Below are 18,673 nucleotides of genomic sequence, written 5' to 3'. Positions count from 1 at the left end.
ACCGAGGAGAAGCACAAGGAGACCCGAGGAAGTGCGTGAGGCCCGGAGTGGGCGGGCCGCGGCCGCGTGGCCGGTGGGCCGGGGCAGTGGTCCTGACGGCGGTGGAGCCGAGGCGGCGACGGGGCGGCGGGGGATGGCGGTGTGCCCGGGACCGGCGACGGCGCGGCGCGGGAGGGTGGCGTGCCCGGGACCGGCGCGCGGCGTGGCAGGGGCGGCGGGGTGGCCCGGGGCCGGTGGCGGCGGTATGGGGACCGGTGGGGCGGTGTGCGACTGCCCTCTCGGAGGGGGCCCGAGAGGGCAGGTGGGAGGGGGAGGTGCGGTGGTCGCGTCAGCCGTTGCGGGGGCCGGGGAAGGCGGTCGGTCTCACCTCGTCGCGCAGGGACGGGCTGCCCGCCGTCGGCTGGGTCGGCATCGAGCGGGCGGCCGGGACCGTGGGAACGGTGGGGATGCTCGTGGTCACGCTGACCGTGCGCGCGCCGGCCGGCTCCGTCGGCCGCTCCGTCTCGGCGGTGGCCGCCTGGGCGGCGGCAGCGCGGCGGGCGCCGTACCGACGGTGCACCGCCTGCTTGGTGACCCCGAGCGCGGAGCCCACCGCGTCCCACGAGAAACCCAGCGAACGGTCGAAGTCCACCGCCGCGGTCACCAGGGTCTCGACGCTGTCCCGCAGTTCCTGGGCGAGGCGGACCGTCGGGGCGGGGGCGCGTCCGTAGACGACGAACCCCGTGGAGGGGCCGGAGCGGCGGGGGCGGTAGACGTTGCCCAGCTGCGCGGTGAGGGTGCGCAGTGCGTCCACCTGCCGGCGGACGCGCTCGATGTCCCGCACCAGCAAGTGCAGGCTGGCCCGGGCCTGGGCGTCGTGGGTTGCATGGTCGGCCATGAACAAGCCTCTCGAACCGGCGTTGAAGAAGGTGTGTCAACTCTTTCTTGACCAACGCGGGTGCGCTCCGCTGGTCACGGTGTGGGGGCGTATGGGCATATGCGTACGCCCCCCGTCGGGACGGGGTGGGTGGCCGTCGGGGGCGGGTTCCGGGGTTTCGTGGGCGGCATAAACTTGTGCGTTGCCCGTCGTTCGTCCTTTCGAGAGGCACCGCCCACTCATGAAGCTGGTCTTCGCCGGTACCCCCGAGGTCGCCGTTCCCGCCCTGGACGCTCTCCTCGCCTCCGGGCGGCACGAGGTGGCCGCTGTCGTCACGCGGCCCGACGCGCCGTCCGGGCGGGGACGCAGGCTGGTCGCCTCGCCCGTGGCCCAGCGGGCCGAGGAGGCCGGCATCGAGGTGCTGAAGCCCGCCAGGCCGCGGGAGCCGGAGTTCCTGGAGCGGTTGGGGCAGATCGCGCCCGACTGCTGTCCCGTCGTGGCCTACGGGGCGTTGCTGCCCCGGGCGGCGCTGGACATCCCGGCGCGGGGATGGGTCAACCTGCACTTCTCGCTGCTGCCCGCCTGGCGCGGCGCGGCTCCGGTGCAGCACGCCGTCATGGCCGGGGACGAGATCACCGGCGCCTCCACCTTCCTCATCGAGGAGGGGCTCGACTCCGGGCCGGTGTACGGGACGGTCACGGAGGAGATCCGCCCCACCGACACCAGCGGCGATCTGCTCACCCGGCTCGCCTTCGCCGGGAGCGGCCTGCTCGCCGCGACCATGGACGGCATCGAGGACGGCACCCTGAAGGCCGTGCCGCAGCCCGGCGACGGGATCACCCTCGCGCCGAAGATCACCGTCGAGGACGCCCAGGTCGACTGGACCACGCCGGCTCTGCGGGTCGACCGCGTGGTGCGGGGCTGCACCCCGGCCCCCGGGGCGTGGACCACCTTCCGCGGCGAGCGGCTCAAGCTCATCCAGGTCCGGCCCGTTCCCGAGCGGACCGACCTCGCTGCGGGCGCGCTCGCCGTCGGCAAGAACAGCGTGCACGTCGGCACCGGTTCGTACGCCGTCGAGCTGCTGTGGGTGCAGGCGCAGGGGAAGAAGCCGATGCGGGCCGCCGACTGGGCGCGGGGCGTCCGGATCGGGGACGAAGAGGCCGTCGGGGTGTAGCGCCGGCCGCCGACGTACGCTGGACGCACCGTTTGCAGCCGTCCGTTCCCCCCCTCGGCGCGCCTTCCCCGGCGCGCCTTCCCCCGCCGCACCTTCCCGGCGCGGCTCGGGGCGCTTGCCCGAGCCGTCGTCCTCGATGTCCCTCTCGACGCACCTTTCCCTTCTGTCATCCGGAGCACCTTTCCCGTGAGCGAGCAGCCCCAACGTCCCCGTAAGCCGGGCAAGCCCTACCGCCGGCCCCAGAAGGACCCCGTCCGTCTGCTGGCCTTCGAGGCCCTGCGTGCCGTGGACGAACGGGACGCGTACGCCAACCTCGTGCTGCCGCCGCTGCTGCGCAAGGCACGCGAGAAGGAGGGGCCCGAGAAGTTCGACGGGCGCGACGCGGCTCTCGCCACCGAGCTGGTCTACGGGACGCTGCGCCGGCAGGGGACGTACGACGCCGTCATCTCCGCGTGCGTCGACCGGCCGTTGCGCGAGGTGGATCCGCCGGTCCTCGACGTCCTGAGCCTCGGTGTGCACCAGCTGCTGGGGACGCGCATCCCGACCCATGCGGCCGTGTCCGCCTCGGTGGACCTCGCGCGGGTCGTGCTCGGCGACGGGCGCGCCAAGTTCGTCAACGCCGTGCTGCGCAAGGTCGCCCAGCACGACCTGGACGAGTGGATCGAGAAGGTCGCACCGCCCTACGACGACGACCCCGAGGACCACCTCGCCGTCGTGCACTCGCACCCGCGCTGGGTGGTCTCCGCGCTGTGGGACTCCCTGGGCGGCGGGCGGGCCGGCATCGAGGACCTGCTGGAGGCCGACAACGAGCGGCCCGAGGTGACGCTCGTCGCCCGGCCCGGGCGCGCCACGACGGAGGAGCTCCTCCGGGAGGACGCGGCGGTCGCCGGGCGCTGGTCGCCGTACGCCGTGCGGCTCACCGAGGGCGGCGAGCCCGGCGCCATCGACGCCGTACGGGACGGGCGGGCGGGGGTGCAGGACGAGGGCAGCCAGCTCGTGGCGCTCGCCCTGGCCGCCGCGCCGCTCGACGGGCCCGACACGAAGTGGCTGGACGGCTGTGCCGGACCCGGCGGCAAGGCGGCGCTGCTCGCCGCGCTCGCCGCCGAGCGGGGGGCCCTCCTGCTCGCCTCCGAGAAGCAGCCGCACCGGGCGGGTCTGGTCGCCAAAGCCCTGGCCGGGAACCCCGGGCCCAGTCAGGTCATCGCCGCCGACGGCACGCGTCCGCCGTGGCGGCCCGGGTCGTTCGACCGGGTGCTGATGGACGTGCCGTGCACCGGGCTCGGCGCGCTGCGCAGGCGGCCCGAGGCGCGGTGGCGGCGTCGGCCGGAGGACCTCGACGGGTTCGCCCCGCTGCAGCGCGGGCTGCTGCGTACCGCGCTGGAGTCCGTCCGGGTCGGCGGCGTCGTCGGGTACGCCACCTGCTCGCCGCATCTCGCCGAGACCCGGGCCGTGGTCTCCGACATCCTCAAGCAGTACCCGCAGGCCGAGCTGATCGACGCGCGGCCGCTGCTGCCGGGCGTGCCGGCGCTGGGCGAGGGCCCGGACGTCCAGCTGTGGCCGCACTTGCACGGCACCGACGCCATGTACCTGGCCCTGATCAGGAAGACCGGCTGAGCTCCGCGCCAGCCGTGCGAGCCGTGCGCAGGGCGGCCGGGGGCCGACGGGCTCGTGCGGGCTCGTGCGCAGGGGCGGGCTGACGGGCGTACGGGCTCGTGCGCAGGGGCAGCTGGGGTCCGTACGGGATCACGCGGAAGGCCGGCCGCACACCCACGGTGTGCGGCCGGCCTTCCGCGTGGCCGGGTGCCCCCGTAGGGGTCAGTCCGTGCCGAACTCCATCGCGGCGCGGTCCAGCAGCGCGTCGTCCTCGGAGACCTCGCCGCGCGACGCGATGGCCTCGGCGCCGCCCTCCGGCATCTCCGGCATGGTGCCGATGAGGCCGGTCGCGGCCGCCTGGGCCGCGCCGATGGCGGGGCTGCCGGTGCCGATCAGACCGAGGCCGGCGTACTGCTCCAGCTTGGCGCGCGAGTCGGCGATGTCCAGGTTGCGCATGGTGAGCTGGCCGATCCGGTCCACCGGGCCGAACGCGGAGTCCTCGGTGCGCTCCATCGACAGCTTGTCCGGGTGGTAGCTGAACGCCGGACCGGTGGTGTCGAGGAGCGAGTAGTCCTCACCGCGCCGCAGCCGCAGGGTCACCTCGCCGGTGACGGCCGCGCCGACCCAGCGCTGGAGCGACTCGCGGATCATCAGCGCCTGCGGGTCCAGCCAGCGGCCCTCGTACATGAGGCGGCCGAGGCGCCGGCCCTCGTTGTGGTACTGGGCGACGGTGTCCTCGTTGTGGATCGCGTTGACCAGGCGCTCGTAGGCCGCGTGCAGCAGGGCCATGCCGGGCGCCTCGTAGATGCCGCGGCTCTTGGCCTCGATGATGCGGTTCTCGATCTGGTCGGACATGCCGAGGCCGTGCCGGCCGCCGATGGCGTTGGCCTCCATCACCAGGTCGACGGGGGAGGCGAACTCCTTGCCGTTGACCGTCACCGGGCGGCCCTGGTCGAAGCCGATCGTCACGTCCTCGGCGGCGATGTCCACCGACGGGTCCCAGAACCGCACGCCCATGATGGGCTCGACGGTCTCGACGCCGGTGTCCAGGTGCTCCAGGGTCTTGGCCTCGTGGGTGGCGCCCCAGATGTTGGCGTCGGTGGAGTACGCCTTCTCCGTGCTGTCCCGGTAGGGCAGGTCGTGGGCGACGAGCCACTCCGACATTTCCTTGCGGCCGCCGAGCTCGGTCACGAAGTCCGCGTCCAGCCAGGGCTTGTAGATCCGCAGGTGCGGGTTGGCGAGCAGGCCGTAGCGGTAGAACCGCTCGATGTCGTTGCCCTTGAAGGTCGAGCCGTCGCCCCAGATCTGGACGTCGTCCTCGAGCATCGCCCGCACCAGGAGGGTGCCGGTGACGGCACGGCCGAGCGGGGTGGTGTTGAAGTAGGAGCGCCCGCCCGAGCGGATGTGGAACGCCCCGCAGGTGAGCGCGGCAAGGCCCTCCTCGACCAGCGCGGCGCGGCAGTCGACCAGGCGGGCGATCTCCGCGCCGTAGGTCTTCGCGCGGCCGGGCACCGAGGCGATGTCGGGCTCGTCGTACTGACCGATGTCGGCGGTGTAGGTGCACGGGACGGCGCCCTTGTCGCGCATCCACGCGACCGCGACGGAGGTGTCGAGCCCGCCGGAGAAGGCGATGCCGACGCGCTCGCCGGCGGGAAGGGAGGTGAGGACCTTGGACATAGGAAGATTATGCATGAACTCGCATGGTCATGCAAAGGGCTCGTCCTTCCGGGCTGCCTCGGGTTGCCCGCCGCTCCGCACCGCCTCCGGATGCCCGCCCGGCTCCCGGGACAGCCGGTGCGGCCACCACACCTTCGGGCCGATGTCCAGGAACAGCGAGGTGACCAGCACCGACCGCACGATGAAGGTGTCCAGGAGCACGCCCAGGGCCACCGCGAAGCCGATCTCCGCGAAGGCGACCATCGGCAGCGTGCCGAGGGCGGCGAAGGTGCCGGCCAGCACCAGGCCCGCCGAGGTGATCACGGCGCCGGTCGCCGCCAGGCCCGTCACCACGCCCGCGCGGGTGCCCTGCCGGGCGGCCTCCTCGCGGATACGGGTGGTCAGGAAGATGTTGTAGTCGATGCCCAGGGCCACCAGGAACACGAAGACGAACAGTGGGAAGTCGGTGGCCTCGCCCGCGTAGTCGAAGACATGGCGGAACGCCAGCGCGCTGATGCCGAGGGCCGCGGCGAAGGACAGGATCACCGTCCCCACCAGCACCAGCGGGGCGATCAGGGCGCGCAGCAGCCCGCAGAGGATCAGCAGGACCACGACCAGCACCAGCGGAATGATCAGAAGGTTGTCGTGCGTGGTCGCCTTGTCCATGTCCAGCAGGGCCGCCGTGCCGCCGCCCACCAGGGCGTCGGCGTCGGATACCTCGTGCACGGCGTCGCGGACCCGCTCCACGGTCTGCTTCGCGGCCTCGCTGTCCGCCGGCGCGGTCATGGTCGCCTCGAGGAGCACCTGGCCCTCGTGGACGGGTTTCGCGCCCGGCGGCACACCGAGGGAGGCCGGCACGACGCCTTCGGTCCCGGCGACCGCCCGGCGCACCTCTGCGGCCCGGTCCTGGTCGGAGACGATCATCAGCGGGTCCCCGCTGCCGGCGGGGAAGTACCGGCCCGACACCTTCTGGCCGGTGATCGAGTCCGGTGTGCCGGTGAAGGCGTCCGCGTTGCTGATGCCCTCCGCGCGCAACTGGATCAGGCCGAGCGAGCAGACCGCCAGCACGAGGGCCGTCACGGCCCAGATCATGCGAGGGCGGCGGGCGAAACTCCGGCCCGTACGGGCCCAGACGCCGTGTTCGGTCGGTTCGTCCGAGCCGAAGTGCGGGATCACCGGCCAGAAGATCCAGCGACCGCAGATGACCAGCAGGGCCGGGAAGAGCGTCATCATCGCGATCAGCGCCACCGCAACCCCGATGGCCGCGACCGGGCCGAGGCCGCGGGTGGAGTTCATCTCGGCGGCCAGCAGCACCAGCATGCTCAGGACGACCGTGGCGCCCGACGCCAGGACTGCGGGGCCCGCGCGGTGCAGGGCCAGGGCCATCGCCTCGTGCCGGTCCTCGTGACGGCGCAGCTCCTCCCGGTAACGGGCCACCAGCAGCAGGGCGTAGTCGGTGCCCGCGCCGAACACGAGCACGGTGAGGATGCCGGCGCTCTGCCCGTTCACCGTGAGGCCCGCGTGCTGGGCGAGGAAGTAGATGAGCGCCTGTGCGGTGAACAGGGCGGCGACCACGCCGATCACCGGGACGAGCAGGAGGCTGGGGCTGCGATAGGTGATCAGGAGCATGACGACGACGACGGCCATCGCCGACACCAGCAACGTGGAGTCGATGCCCTCGAAGGCCTCCGAGAAGTCCGCCGACGTGCCGCCGGGGCCGGTGATGTGCACGGCCAGTCCGGCGCCGCCGTCGCCGACGACGTCACGGATGGAGTCGACGGCCGGGGCGATGCGCTGCCAGCCCTGCTCGTCCATGGTGATCGGCACGAAGATCTGCGCGGCCCGCGGATCGGCCGCACGGTCGTAGACGGGACCGCGGGTCTCGGCGCCGCGGATGCCGTGGTCGCCGAGACCCCTGAGCTCGGCGGCGTCCCGGTCGATCGCGGCCCGGTCCTGCGTGGTCAGGCCGCCGTCACGGGCGTAGACGACGACGGCGGGGATCTGTTCGGGCCGGAAGTCCTTCGAGATCTCCAGGACCTGGGTGGACTCCGCCGAGCCCGGCAGCCAGGAGGCCGCGTCGTTGTCCTGCGCGTCGGCGAGCTTCTGCGCGAAGGGCGCGGTCAGGAACAGCACCACCACCCACAGCGCCAGCACCAGCCACTTCGCACGCCGCCCGCAGACGAGGTGGGCGATACCGTGGTTCCCGGCCATGACTACCCCCCGAACCGGTCTGTCGCCGCCGCGTGGGACCGCGCCCGGTGCGGGGCGCGGGGAGGTGTGCGATCGGCCGGGGCGGGCCCGCGGACGACGCACCACGTTCCCCCCGCGGAACCGGTGCCCGCAACCCCTGAGGGGCATGGCAGGCTTGGGTCATGGCCCCGCAGATCAACCCCAGCATCCTGTCCGCCGATTTCGCCCGCCTCGCGGACGAGGCGAAGGCGGTCGAAGGAGCCGACTGGCTCCACGTCGACGTCATGGACAACCATTTCGTCCCGAACCTCACGCTCGGTGTGCCGGTCGTAGAGTCACTGGCCCGTGCGACGGACACTCCGCTGGACTGCCATCTGATGATCGAGGCCCCTGATCGATGGGCCCCGCAGTACGTCGAGGCGGGCGCCTCGTCCGTCACCTTCCATGTCGAGGCGGCCGCCGCGCCGGTGCGGCTCGCACGCGAGATCCGCGCCAAGGGCGCCCGCGCCTCCATGGCGCTCAGGCCCGCGACGCCCATCGAGCCGTACGAGGACCTGCTGCCCGAACTCGACATGCTGCTGATCATGACCGTCGAACCGGGCTTCGGGGGTCAGGCCTTTCTCGACATCATGCTGCCGAAGATCCGCCGCACCCGCGAGTTGATCAGCAAGCACGGACTCGACCTCTGGCTGCAGATCGACGGCGGGGTGTCGGCCGCCACGATCGAACGGTGCGCCGAGGCGGGCGCCGACGTCTTCGTGGCCGGATCCGCCGTCTACGGGGCCGACGACCCGGCCGAGGCGGTCCGTGGCCTGCGGGCTCAGGCGGAGAAGGCGACCGCGGGAGCCTCATGGGCGTGCCGCCACTGAACCGACCAGTTACCGACAGGAATGTGAACGGCTCTCATCAGAGCTGATCAAGTGCGCCGGATCTGCGAGGATGAACGGCGTATCCAGAGTGTGAACAGCAGTGAGGAGATCGCCGTGTCGGGTATGTCGGCGGGCCGGTCAGCCATGCGGATGGGACCCGCTGAGCTGGTGCAGGCGGCGGCCATGGCCCGCCGCTTCTACCTGGAGGGAAAGTCCAAGATCCAGATTGCGGAGGAGTTCGGCGTCAGCCGCTTCAAGGTGGCCCGGGTGCTGGAGACCGCCCTCGAACGGGATCTCGTACGAATCGAGATCCGCGTGCCGGCCGAACTGGACGCCGAGCGCTCCGACGCGCTCCGCGCCCGTTACGGCCTCAGGCACGCCGTCGTGGTCGAGTCCCCGGCCGAGGCCGAGGAGGCCACGGATCCCGAGAACCTGGGAGAGGTGGCCGCCGACCTGCTCGGCGAACTGGTCGACGAGGGGGACGTCCTGGGGCTGGCCTGGGGCCGGTCCACCATCCACATGGCGGCGGCGCTGGACCGGCTGCCGCCCTGCACGGTCGTGCAGCTGACGGGTGTGTACGACGCCGGCACCGCCGAGCGCGGCTCGGTCGAGGCCGTCCGCCGCGCCGCCCAGGTGTCCGGCGGCGACGCGCACCCCATCTACGCGCCGATGCTGCTGCCGGACGTGGCCACCGCGACCGCGCTGCGCCACCAGACCGGGATCGCCCGGGCCTTCGAGTACTTCGACAAGGTCACGGTCGCCTGTGTCTCCATCGGCTCCTGGGAGCCGGGCATCTCGACGGTGCACGACATGCTGAGCGACGAGGAGCGGGCGCACTACGCCTCGCTCGGCGTCGCCGCGGAGATGTCCGCGCACCTCTTCGACGCCGACGGCCGCAGGGTCGGACGTGACCTCGGGGAGCGGTGCATCACGGTCAAGACGGACCAGTTGCGGAGGATTCCCGAGGTCGTCGCGATCGCGGGCGGCCAGCGCAAGGCGGCCGCGATCGACGCCGTGCTGCGGTCCGGGCTCGTCACCAGCCTGGTGACGGACACCTCCGCGGCCGACTATCTGATGACGGCGGGGCCGACGCCCAAGCCGGCCCTCAACCGGGCGGATCCGGACGGGAGCTGACGGACGATCAGAGGGGGCGGTCGCTGGGGCCGTCCCCTCTGCCGTTCCCCTCACCCCGCCGTTTCCCCCCGCCACCCCCCCCACGACTGGCTCAGGACGGTGCCTGAATGACGGAGCACGTGCTCACGCTGGACCTCGACGGCGTCACGGACAAAGCAGGCCTGATGGAACGCTGCGCCGGCCACCTGGAGCTGTCCGACCGGTTCGCGCGCAACTGGGACGCCCTCGCCGACAGTCTCGCCGGCCTGCCGGACGGACCCGAGTCGGGACCCGTGCTGGTGGTCGTGCGGAACTGGCGCCCGTACGCCAGGACGCGGCCGGAGGAGTGGGAGATCGCGCAGGAGGTGTTCGCCGCGGCGGCGGACCGGACCCCCGCGCTGTCGGTCGTGCTCGCCCTCGGAGGATCCTCCTAACACCCCGGTGAGCTGCTTGGACGTTCCGTCCGGGCATCACATCGCCGCCTTCGTGGGAGAATGAAGTACGTGCTTCTCCCCCTGGCTGACCTGTCCGGGGGTCACCTCTGATCGACCGGGATGTGCAGCACGTGCGTTTCCTCAACGACATCCAGCCCGCCCACGACCTCACCTACGACGACGTCTTCATGGTGCCGAGCCGCAGCGCGGTCGGGTCACGGCAGAGCGTGGACCTCAACGCTCCGGACGGCACGGGCACCACGATCCCGCTGGTCGTCGCCAACATGACCGCCGTGGCGGGCCGCCGGATGGCCGAGACCATGGCCCGGCGCGGCGGGCTCGTCGTGATCCCGCAGGACATCCCCATCGACGTCGTCGCCGACGTCGTCGGCTGGGTCAAGAGCCGGCACCTGGTGCTGGACACCCCCATCGTGCTCGCCCCGCACCAGACGGTGGCGGACGCCCTCGCCCTGCTGCCCAAGCGCGCCCACAACGCGGGCGTCGTCGTCGACGAGGACTTCCGCCCCGTGGGCGTCGTCACCGACGCGGACCTCACCGGCGTCGACCGCTTCACGCAGCTCGAGGTCGTCATGTCGCGCGACCTGCTGCTCCTGGACGCCGGCATCGACCCGCGCGAGGCCTTCAACACCCTCGACGCGGCCAACCGGCGCTATGCCCCCGCCGTCGACCGGGAGGGCAAGCTCGCCGGCATCCTGACCCGCAAGGGCGCCCTGCGCGCCACCCTGTACACGCCGGCCGTCGACGCCGACGGCAAGCTGCGCATCGCGGCGGCCGTCGGGATCAACGGCGATGTCGCGGGCAAGGCCAAGCAGCTGCTCGACGCGGGCGTGGACACACTCGTCATCGACACCGCGCACGGTCACCAGGAGTCGATGATCAGCGCCGTCCGCACCGTGCGCGCGCTCGACCCGCAGGTGCCGATCGTCGCCGGCAACATCGTCTCGGCCGAGGGCGTCAGGGACCTGATCGAGGCGGGCGCCGACATCATCAAGGTCGGTGTGGGCCCCGGCGCCATGTGCACCACCCGCATGATGACCGGCGTGGGCAGGCCGCAGTTCTCGGCCGTCCTGGAGTGTGCGGCCGAGGCCAGGAAGCACGGCAAGCACGTGTGGGCCGACGGCGGTGTCCGCCACCCCCGTGACGTCGCCATGGCGCTCGCCGCGGGCGCTTCCAACGTCATGGTCGGGTCCTGGTTCGCGGGCACCTACGAGTCCCCGGGCGACCTCCAGCACGACGCGAACGGGCGTCCCTACAAGGAGTCCTTCGGCATGGCCTCCGCGCGGGCGGTCCGCAACCGCACCTCGGAGGAGTCCGCCTACGACCGGGCCCGCAAGGCGCTGTTCGAGGAGGGCATCTCCACCTCCCGGATGTTCCTCGACCCGGTCCGCCCGGGCGTCGAGGACCTGGTCGACTCGATCATCGCGGGCGTCCGCTCCTCCTGCACCTACGCGGGCGCCGGCTCCCTCGAGGAGTTCGCGGAGAGGGCCGTCGTCGGAATTCAGAGCGCGGCCGGCTACGCGGAGGGCAAGCCGCTGCACGCGAGCTGGTAGGTCCGAGCCGGTAGGTCTGCGCGTCGCGGCTCCGCCGGTGGGGCCGGCCGTCGGGTGCCGGTCCGCCGGGGCCGGTCGCGCCCGCCCCGGCGGAGCCGCGAAGCGGAGGCCTCACGGCCCCAGGACGGGGTGCGTTCAGCCGGCCTGCAACGAACACGCACCTTCGTGCGACAGACGCAACGATCTTGCGTGTGCGCGCAAGGTTGCAGCATTACGAGCGCTACGGCCCTGCTCGTACAGTCGTGCGCTGTACGTGGCGTGGCGGGGACCCCGCTCGGTGGGTTCCCGCTCGCGCGGGTGCGCCGCCGGTCCCCGTCGCGCCGAGAGGCAGCGACGAAGGAGTCAGCGCGTGCTCGACCAAGGCGCACCCGCGCAGCAGAGCAGTCACACCGCCTCGGCACGCCCGGGGGCCGTCGCGCGGCTCATGCGGCGCAAACCCGTGGAACGCCTGGTGGCCGAGGGCGGCCAGGGGGAGGGAGGCACCCTCCGGCGCACCCTCGGACTGTGGCAGCTCACCATGATCAGCATTGGTGCCACGCTCGGCACCGGCATCTTCGTCGTCCTCGGCGAAGCCGTCCCCAAGGCCGGTCCGGCCGTCACCCTCTCGTTCGTGATCGCCGGTCTCACCGCGCTCTTCTCCGCGCTGTCCTATGCCGAGCTGGCCGGCACGATCCCGGTCGCCGGGTCCTCGTACTCGTACGCATACGCAACGATGGGCGAGCTGATCGCCTGGGTCTGCGGCTGGTGTCTGGTGCTGGAGTACGGCGTCTCGGTCGCCGCCGTCGCCGTCGGGTGGGGCGAGTACCTCAACGAACTGCTCGACGGGACGATCGGCGTGACCATCCCCGACGTGCTGTCCGCGCCGCCGGGCGACGGGGGCGTCTTCAACCTGCCCGCCCTGCTCGTCGTCCTGCTGGCCATGGCGTTCCTGCTGGGCGGCGCCAAGGAGTCGGCACGCGCCAACACCGTCATGGTGGCCGTGAAGATCGCCGCGCTGGTGCTGTTCTGCGCCATCGGCGTCCAGGGTTTCCGCTCCGGCAACTACGCGCACTTCATGCCGCTCGGCATGGCGGGCGTCAGCGCGGCCGGAGCGACGCTGTTCTTCTCGTACATCGGCTTCGACGCCGCCTCCACCGCCGGCGAGGAGGCGAAGAACGCGCAGCGCGACCTGCCCCGCGCGATCATGCTGTCGCTCGTCATCGTGACGGCGCTGTACGTCCTCGTCGCGGCCGTCGCCGTGGGCGCCAAGCCCTGGCAGCGGTTCGGCGACTCCGAGGCCGCGCTCTCGCAGATCATGCGGGAGGTGACCGGCCAGTCCTTCTGGGGCACCCTCCTCGCCTTCTGCGCGGTCATCGCCATCGCGAGCGTCGTCCTGACCGTGCTGTACGGCCAGACCCGCATCCTGTTCGCGATGTCCCGGGACGGTCTGGTGCCCCAGGTGTTCTCCCGCGTCCACCCGAGGACCGGCACGCCCCGCGCCAACACGGTGATCGTGTCGCTGTTCTGCGGGGTGCTGGCCGCCGCGATCCCCTTGGGCCGGCTGGCGGACGCCACCAGTATCGGGACGCTGTTCGCGTTCGGCCTCGTCAACATCGCGGTCGTGGTGCTGCGCCGGACCCGTCCCGAGATGCCGCGGACCTTCCGGGTTCCGCTGTCCCCGGTCCTGCCGGCCCTGGGCTTCGGCTTGTGCGTCTGGATGATGGGCAGCCTGTCGGCCGTCACCTGGGTGGTGTTCGGTGTCTGGATGGGGGTCGGGCTCGTGTTCTACTTCCTTTACGGCCACCGCCGCTCCCGACTCGCGACCCCCGCGCCATCCGAGAAGTGAACGACCCACTGTGCTGAACGATCTCGACGAACGCATCGTGCACGCCCTCGCCGAGGACGCCCGCCGCTCCTTCGCGGACATCGGGCAGCTGGTCGGCCTGTCCGCGCCCGCCGTGAAACGGCGCGTGGACCGGCTGCGGGCCACCGGCGCCATCACCGGCTTCACCGTGCGGGTCGACCCTGCCGCCCTCGGCTGGGAGACCGAGGGCTTCGTCGAGATCTACTGCCGGCGCAACACCTCCCCGGAGACCATCCAACGCGGTCTCGAGCGCTACCAGGAGGTCGTCGCCGCCTCCACCGTCACCGGGGAGGCGGACGCGGTGGCCCAGGTCTTCGCCGCCGACATGCGCCACTTCGAGCGCGTGCTGGAGCGCATCGCGGGCGAGCCGTTCGTGGAGCGGACGAAGTCCGTGCTGGTGCTCTCCCCGCTGCTGCGCCGCTTCTCCGCGGGCTCGCCGACCTGATCCGATCCGCGTCGAGCGGGCCCGCGGCGGCCTACTCGGCCGTCTTGCGGGCCAGGGCGTTGTTCCCTATCGAGTTGTGCACGCTGAAGCTGACGGCGTCCGGGCGGTAGCGGTCGTCCGACCACTCCACCGGTCGGCCCTCGCGGGTCGTCGTGACCCGGCGGACCCGCAGCAGGGGGCTCGTGCGGCGCACGCCGAGCAGGTCGGCGTCCCGGGCGCCCGCCGCCACCGCGTCGATGACGTGCTCGCCGTAGGCGAAGACCAGGCCGGTGTCGTCGAGGAGGCGCTGGGTCACCGACGGGCAGTCCGGCTCGATCGCCTCGACGGCCGGGGAGATCCAGTCCGCGTACACGGTCCGCTCCACGAGCACCGGCTCGCCGTCCAGGCCGCGCAGCCGCAGGACGCGCAACAGGGGCGTGCCGGCGCGCAGATGGAGATGCACGGCGTCCTCCGCGGTGGCCGGGCGGTACTCCTGTGCGACCACCCGGCCACTCGCCTCACGGCCCATCGCGCGCGCCCATTGGGCGAAGCTGCGCAGCTCGGCGAAGCTCTGGCTGCGGCGGCTGGCCAGGACCACCCGGCGGGCGCCCTGGCGGGAGCCGATGAGTCCCTCGGCGGTCAGCGCCGCCACGGCCTGGCGGACCGTGCCGCGGGAGACGCCGTAGTGCGCCGCGAGGTCGGTTTCGGCGGGCAGCCGCGCGCCGACCGCGTACTCTCCGCGGTCGATCGCCCGGCGCAGCTCGTCGGCGATCTCCTCGTGTCGCGCGGCCATGCTTCCCCTCTGCGTCGACGGCTGTACACAGTTTGACCAGCCTAGTCGACCTGTCGGACCGTTCGGCGGACGTCGCAACTGTCCGTGAAATCAGGGCACAGGGTTTCGCCGGTGTTTACCGAGGGGACATCAGCGGCGTGCGTACTGGGGCCAACTTGTTCAGACAAGTTCGTCTCATCCCGCCCTGTCTGCTGCATTCTCGCGCGTCCCCTGGAGAAGCCGTGACCGTGCCCCTGCCGAGAACCGCCGTCCGTGGCGGCGCCCTTGCCGCCGTCGCCGCACTCGCCCTGAGCGCCTGTGGCGCCGCCCCCGACACCACCTCCACCACCGCCGACGGCAAGAACGCCGCCACCGCCACCTCCGCCGCCGACTTCGGCGGACTCGAGGCGCTGGTGAAGGCGGCGAAGAAGGAGGGCACGCTCAACGCCATCGCGCTGCCCCGCGACTGGGCCAACTACGGCGCCCTCATCGACGGGTTCCAGAAGAAGTACGGCATCAAGGTCGCGGTCGAGAACCCGGACGGCGCGAGCCAGGACGAGATCAACGCCGTCACCTCCCGCAAGGGCCAGGACCGCGCGCCGGACGTCCTCGATCTCGGGAGCTCCTTCGCGCTGAGCGCCGCCCAGCAAGGGCTGCTCGCCCCCTACAAGGTGGCCTCCTTCGCGGACATCCCCGAGGGCCAGAAGGACGCGCAGGCCCGCTGGTACAACGACTACGGCGGCTACATCTCCATCGGCTGCGACGCCAAGCGCGTCAAGGCCTGCCCCACCACCTTCGCGGACCTCCTCAAGCCGCAGTACAAGGGTCAGGTCGCCCTCAACGGCAACCCCACCAAGTCCGGCTCCGCGTTCGGCGGCGTCTACGCGGCGGCCCTCGCGGGCGGCGGCTCCTTCGACGACATCCAGCCCGGCCTCGACTTCTTCGCCAAGCTGAAGAAGAACGGCAACTACACGCCCGTCGAGTCGACCCCGGCCACCGTCGAGAAGGGCGAGACGCCCATCAGCATCGACTGGGACTACCTCAACGCCGGATACGCCGACGAGTTCACGTCCAAGGGCGTCGACTGGAAGGTGTCCGTGCCGAGCGACGGCCAGTTCTCCCAGTACTACTCCCAGGCGATCAACAAGGACGCCCCGCACCCGGCGACGGCCCGCCTGTGGCAGGAGTACCTCTACAGCGCCGAGGGCCAGAACCTGTGGCTCAAGGGGTACGCCCGGCCGGCCCTGATGACCGCCATGGAGAAGGCCGGCACCCTCGACAAGGCGGCGGCCGCCAAGCTGCCCGAGGTGTCCGGGACGCCCGCCTTCCCGACCGAGGCCCAGCAGAGCAAGGCCAAGACGGTCCTCGGGCAGGGCTGGGCCAAGGCCGTCTCCGGATGACCACCACCGCCGTACGGGTCGACACGGCGGCCGCCGCTCTGGTGAAGCGGCGGCGCCGTGCCCTCGGCTGGCTCGCCGTCGTCCCGCTGCTCGCCTTCACCGCGCTCGCTTTCGGACTGCCCGCCGTGGCCATGCTGGACGGCGCGTTCACCGCCAAGGACCCGGCCACGGGCGCCACGTCCTACACGGCCGACAACCTGACGGCCTCCCTGCGGGGCGCGTATCTGACGGCCCTGCTCGGCAGCGTGAAACTGTCCGCCGTGTCGGCCGCGCTGGGGGCCCTGCTCGGGCTGCCGCTCGCCCAGGCCGTCGTGACCTCCCGCTTCCGCGCGCTGCGCGAGGCCGTGCTCACCGCCTCCGGGGTGCTGGCCAACTTCGGCGGGGTCCCGCTGGCGTTCGCCTTCGTCGCCACGCTCGGCAACGCGGGTGTGCTGACCCGGCAGTTCGGTCTCACCGACCGGGGCTGGGACCTGTACAGCTTCTGGGGACTGGTGATCGTCTACCTGTACTTCCTCATCCCGCTGATGGTGCTCACCATCACCCCCGCCCTGGAGGGACTGCGCTCCCAGTGGCGTGAGGCGGCGCAGAACAACGGCGCGACGTCCGCGCAGTACTGGCGGCACGTCGCCCTGCCCGTTCTGCTGCCCTCGCTGCTCGGCGGCCTCGTGCTGCTCTTCGGCAGCGCCTTCGCCGCGTACGCCACCGCCGCGGCCATGGTGGGCAGTTCCATCCCGCTGGTCACCCTCCAGATCGCCGACGCCATCTCCGGCAACGTCCTCGTCGGGCAGGAGAACGTGGCGCTGGCCCTCAGCCTCGACATGGTCCTGGTCGCCGGACTGGTCATGGCCGTGTACCTGCCCCTGCAACGACGGAGCGCGCGATGGCTCGCCTGAACCTGTGGCGGTGGGGTGTCCTCGGCCTCGCCGGACTGTACTTCCTGGTGCCGCTGGCCGCGTCGGTCGTCTTCACCGTCGACGTGCCCGGGCAGGGCGTCACCTTCGACGCCTACACGCAGATCTTCGCCACCGACGGCTTCGGGGCCAGTCTGCTGCTCTCGCTGGAGCTGGCCGCCGCCACCATCGCCGTCGTCCTGCTGCTGATGGTGCCCGCCATGGTGGCGCTGCGGCTGGGCTCGCCCCGGCTGCGGCCGGTCGTCGAGGTGGTGTGCTCGCTTCCGCTGGTGGTGCCGCCCATCGCGTTCGTCGCCGGCATCGGAACGGTGCTGAAGTGGGGTCCCGAGCATTTCTCGCGCACCCCGCTGTTCCAGACGTTCGTGGCGATCCAGGACCCCGGTTTCCCGGTCGTCCTCGTGCTGGCGTACGTGGTGATGGCGCTGCCGTTCGTGTACCGCGCCCTGGACGCGGGACTGCGCTCCGTCGATGTGCGCACCCTCGTCGAGGCCGCCCGCAGCTGCGGCGCCGGCTGGCCGCAGGCGCTGGTCAGGGCCGTGCTGCCCAACCTGCGCGGCGCGCTGCTCAACGCCTCCTTCCTCACCCTGGCCCTGGTGCTCGGTGAGTTCACCGTGGCGCAACTGCTCGGCTTCCGGCCCTTCGCCGTCTGGATCGTGAACGTCAGCGGCTCGCAGGCCCAGCTGTCCGTCGCCGTGTCCGTGCTCAGCCTGCTCGTGACCTGGGCACTCCTCCTCGTCCTCGCCGGTTTCGGCGGGCGCACCCGTCCTACTTCCCGGGGATGAACCCATGACCGTGCTCGATACGACAGCGACCAAGGCCGCGATGCAGGCGGCGACCGTCGAATTCCGGGGGCTGCGGCGGGAGTTCGGTCCGACCGTCGCCCTCGACGGCCTCGACCTCACCGTCCGGCCGGGTGAACTCCTCGCCCTGCTCGGCCCCTCCGGCTGCGGCAAGACCACCGCGCTGCGGGTGCTCGCCGGATTCGAACACCCCGACTCCGGTGCGGTGCTCGTCGACGGCGAGGACGTCACCCGGGTCCCGGCCCACCGCCGGGACGCCGGAATGGTCTTCCAGTCGTACAGCCTCTTCCCGCACCTCGACGCGCTCGACAACGTGGCCTTCGGGCTGCGGATGCGCAAAGTGCGCGGTCCCCAACGGCGGGCGAGGGCCGCGGAGTTGCTGGACCTCGTGGGCCTCGCCGACAAGGGCGCGCGGTTCCCGCACCAGCTCTCCGGCGGTCAGCAGCAGCGCATCGCGCTGGCCCGCGCGCTCGCCCTGCGCCCGCGGGTCCTGCTCCTGGACGAGCCGCTCTCCGCGCTCGACGCCAAGGTGCGGCTGACCCTGCGCGAGGAGATCCGGCGGCTCCAGCAGGAGCTCGGCATCACCACCCTGTTCGTCACCCACGACCAGGAGGAGGCCCTGTCCATGGCGGACCGGGTCGCCGTGATGCACGCCGGACGCCTCGAACAGTGCGCCGCCCCGGCGGAGTTGTACGGCAGGCCCGTCACGGCCTTCGTCGCCGAGTTCGTGGGCACGACGAGCCGGATCCCGGGACACCTGGACGGCGACGGAGTCGAGGTGCTCGGGCGGCGGCTGCCCGTCGACGGCCGGGTGCCGGCCGTGACCGAGGTGGACGTCCTGGTGCGGCCGGAGGCGGTGCGGGTGCGGGCCGAGGCCGCCGGAGACGCCCGCGTCGTCGCCGGCTCCTTCCTGGGCGCGGCCGTCCGGCTCACCGTGCGGCTCGCCGACGGCACCGAGGTCAAGGCCGACCTGCCCGCCCACGAGGCCGCCGAACTCGCGGCGGGGACGACGGTGACCGTGTCACTGCCGGACCGCCCCGTGCTCGTGGCCGAACGTGCTTCCTGAT

16 protein-coding genes are annotated in these 18,673 nt (G+C 72.3%); 12 read left to right on the top strand and 4 right to left on the bottom strand.

All coding sequences use genetic code 11. The features are described 5' to 3' along the window. Positions 1–328: 328 nt before the first annotated feature. Positions 329–877: a hypothetical protein gene (locus tag QF032_RS07930; protein WP_307041125.1), complete on the bottom strand. Its 549-nt coding sequence runs from the start codon at positions 875–877 to the stop codon at positions 329–331. Positions 878–1,097: 220 nt separating this feature from the next. On the opposite strand from QF032_RS07930, the gene fmt reads away from it, so the two are divergent. Together fmt and QF032_RS07920 are read left to right on the top strand one after the other, a co-directional pair. Then, a complete protein-coding gene (fmt, locus tag QF032_RS07925) occupies positions 1,098–2,030 on the top strand; it encodes a methionyl-tRNA formyltransferase (protein ID WP_307041123.1) in 933 nt (310 codons plus the stop codon). Between the two features lie 186 nt (positions 2,031–2,216). Beyond that, positions 2,217–3,644 (top strand): RsmB/NOP family class I SAM-dependent RNA methyltransferase, encoded by a 1,428-nt coding sequence (locus QF032_RS07920; RefSeq protein ID WP_306953969.1) that lies wholly within the window; start codon positions 2,217–2,219, stop codon positions 3,642–3,644. A 201-nt stretch (positions 3,645–3,845) separates the two neighbouring features. On the opposite strand, the gene argG is transcribed toward QF032_RS07920, so the two are convergent. Further along, a complete protein-coding gene (argG, locus tag QF032_RS07915; RefSeq protein WP_307041121.1) occupies positions 3,846–5,300 on the bottom strand; it encodes an argininosuccinate synthase in 1,455 nt (484 codons plus the stop codon). A gap of 27 nt (positions 5,301–5,327) precedes the next feature. Further along, positions 5,328–7,490, bottom strand: a complete 2,163-nt coding sequence (locus tag QF032_RS07910) for an MMPL family transporter (protein ID WP_307055555.1) — start codon at positions 7,488–7,490, stop codon at positions 5,328–5,330. A 161-nt stretch (positions 7,491–7,651) separates the two neighbouring features. Between QF032_RS07910 and rpe the strand changes: the two genes are divergently transcribed. The 6 genes from rpe to QF032_RS07880 all read left to right on the top strand — a co-directional run bounded on the left by rpe (position 7,652) and on the right by QF032_RS07880 (position 13,744). Next, on the top strand, positions 7,652–8,338 hold the full coding sequence (gene rpe / locus QF032_RS07905; RefSeq protein WP_307041117.1) for a ribulose-phosphate 3-epimerase: 687 nt from the start codon (positions 7,652–7,654) through the stop codon (positions 8,336–8,338). A gap of 90 nt (positions 8,339–8,428) precedes the next feature. Further along, a complete protein-coding gene (locus tag QF032_RS07900) occupies positions 8,429–9,472 on the top strand; it encodes a sugar-binding transcriptional regulator (RefSeq protein ID WP_306953974.1) in 1,044 nt (347 codons plus the stop codon). Positions 9,473–9,579: 107 nt separating this feature from the next. Then, positions 9,580–9,885, top strand: coding sequence for a barstar family protein (locus QF032_RS07895; protein WP_307041115.1), 306 nt, complete (start codon positions 9,580–9,582; stop codon positions 9,883–9,885). A 131-nt stretch (positions 9,886–10,016) separates the two neighbouring features. After that, complete coding sequence (locus QF032_RS07890; protein WP_306956176.1) at positions 10,017–11,456, top strand: GuaB1 family IMP dehydrogenase-related protein; 1,440 nt, start codon at positions 10,017–10,019, stop codon at positions 11,454–11,456. 349 nt (positions 11,457–11,805) lie between these two features. Then, complete coding sequence (locus QF032_RS07885) at positions 11,806–13,281, top strand: amino acid permease (protein WP_307055552.1); 1,476 nt, start codon at positions 11,806–11,808, stop codon at positions 13,279–13,281. Between the two features lie 10 nt (positions 13,282–13,291). Beyond that, positions 13,292–13,744 (top strand): Lrp/AsnC family transcriptional regulator, encoded by a 453-nt coding sequence (locus tag QF032_RS07880; RefSeq protein WP_020128883.1) that lies wholly within the window; start codon positions 13,292–13,294, stop codon positions 13,742–13,744. A 31-nt stretch (positions 13,745–13,775) separates the two neighbouring features. Here the strand turns inward: QF032_RS07880 and QF032_RS07875 are convergent, their stop codons facing one another. Continuing rightward, positions 13,776–14,516 carry a GntR family transcriptional regulator gene (locus QF032_RS07875; RefSeq protein ID WP_306953978.1) on the bottom strand — a complete coding sequence of 247 codons (741 nt, stop codon included), beginning with the start codon at positions 14,514–14,516 and terminating at the stop codon, positions 13,776–13,778. A gap of 221 nt (positions 14,517–14,737) precedes the next feature. On the opposite strand from QF032_RS07875, the gene QF032_RS07870 reads away from it, so the two are divergent. From QF032_RS07870 to QF032_RS07855, 4 genes are read left to right on the top strand one after another with little or no spacing between them, the layout of a single operon-like run. After that, entirely contained in the window at positions 14,738–15,895 is a 1,158-nt protein-coding gene (locus tag QF032_RS07870; protein ID WP_307041110.1) for an ABC transporter substrate-binding protein, read from the top strand. Next, positions 15,892–16,788, top strand: a complete 897-nt coding sequence (locus QF032_RS07865) for an ABC transporter permease (protein WP_306953980.1) — start codon at positions 15,892–15,894, stop codon at positions 16,786–16,788. Before QF032_RS07870 ends, QF032_RS07865 begins: the two co-directional genes overlap by 4 nt. Further along, positions 16,776–17,588 (top strand): ABC transporter permease, encoded by an 813-nt coding sequence (locus QF032_RS07860; RefSeq protein WP_307055550.1) that lies wholly within the window; start codon positions 16,776–16,778, stop codon positions 17,586–17,588. Before QF032_RS07865 ends, QF032_RS07860 begins: the two co-directional genes overlap by 13 nt. A 4-nt stretch (positions 17,589–17,592) precedes the next feature. Then, entirely contained in the window at positions 17,593–18,672 is a 1,080-nt protein-coding gene (locus tag QF032_RS07855; RefSeq protein WP_307055549.1) for an ABC transporter ATP-binding protein, read from the top strand. Position 18,673 lies beyond the last annotated feature (1 nt).

The organism is Streptomyces achromogenes (assembly GCF_030816715.1).
GTDB classification, from domain to species: Bacteria; Actinomycetota; Actinomycetes; order Streptomycetales; family Streptomycetaceae; genus Streptomyces; species Streptomyces achromogenes_A.
The sequence above is the reverse complement of the archived record's forward strand: the minus strand, read 5'-3'. Positions and strand labels throughout refer to the sequence as shown.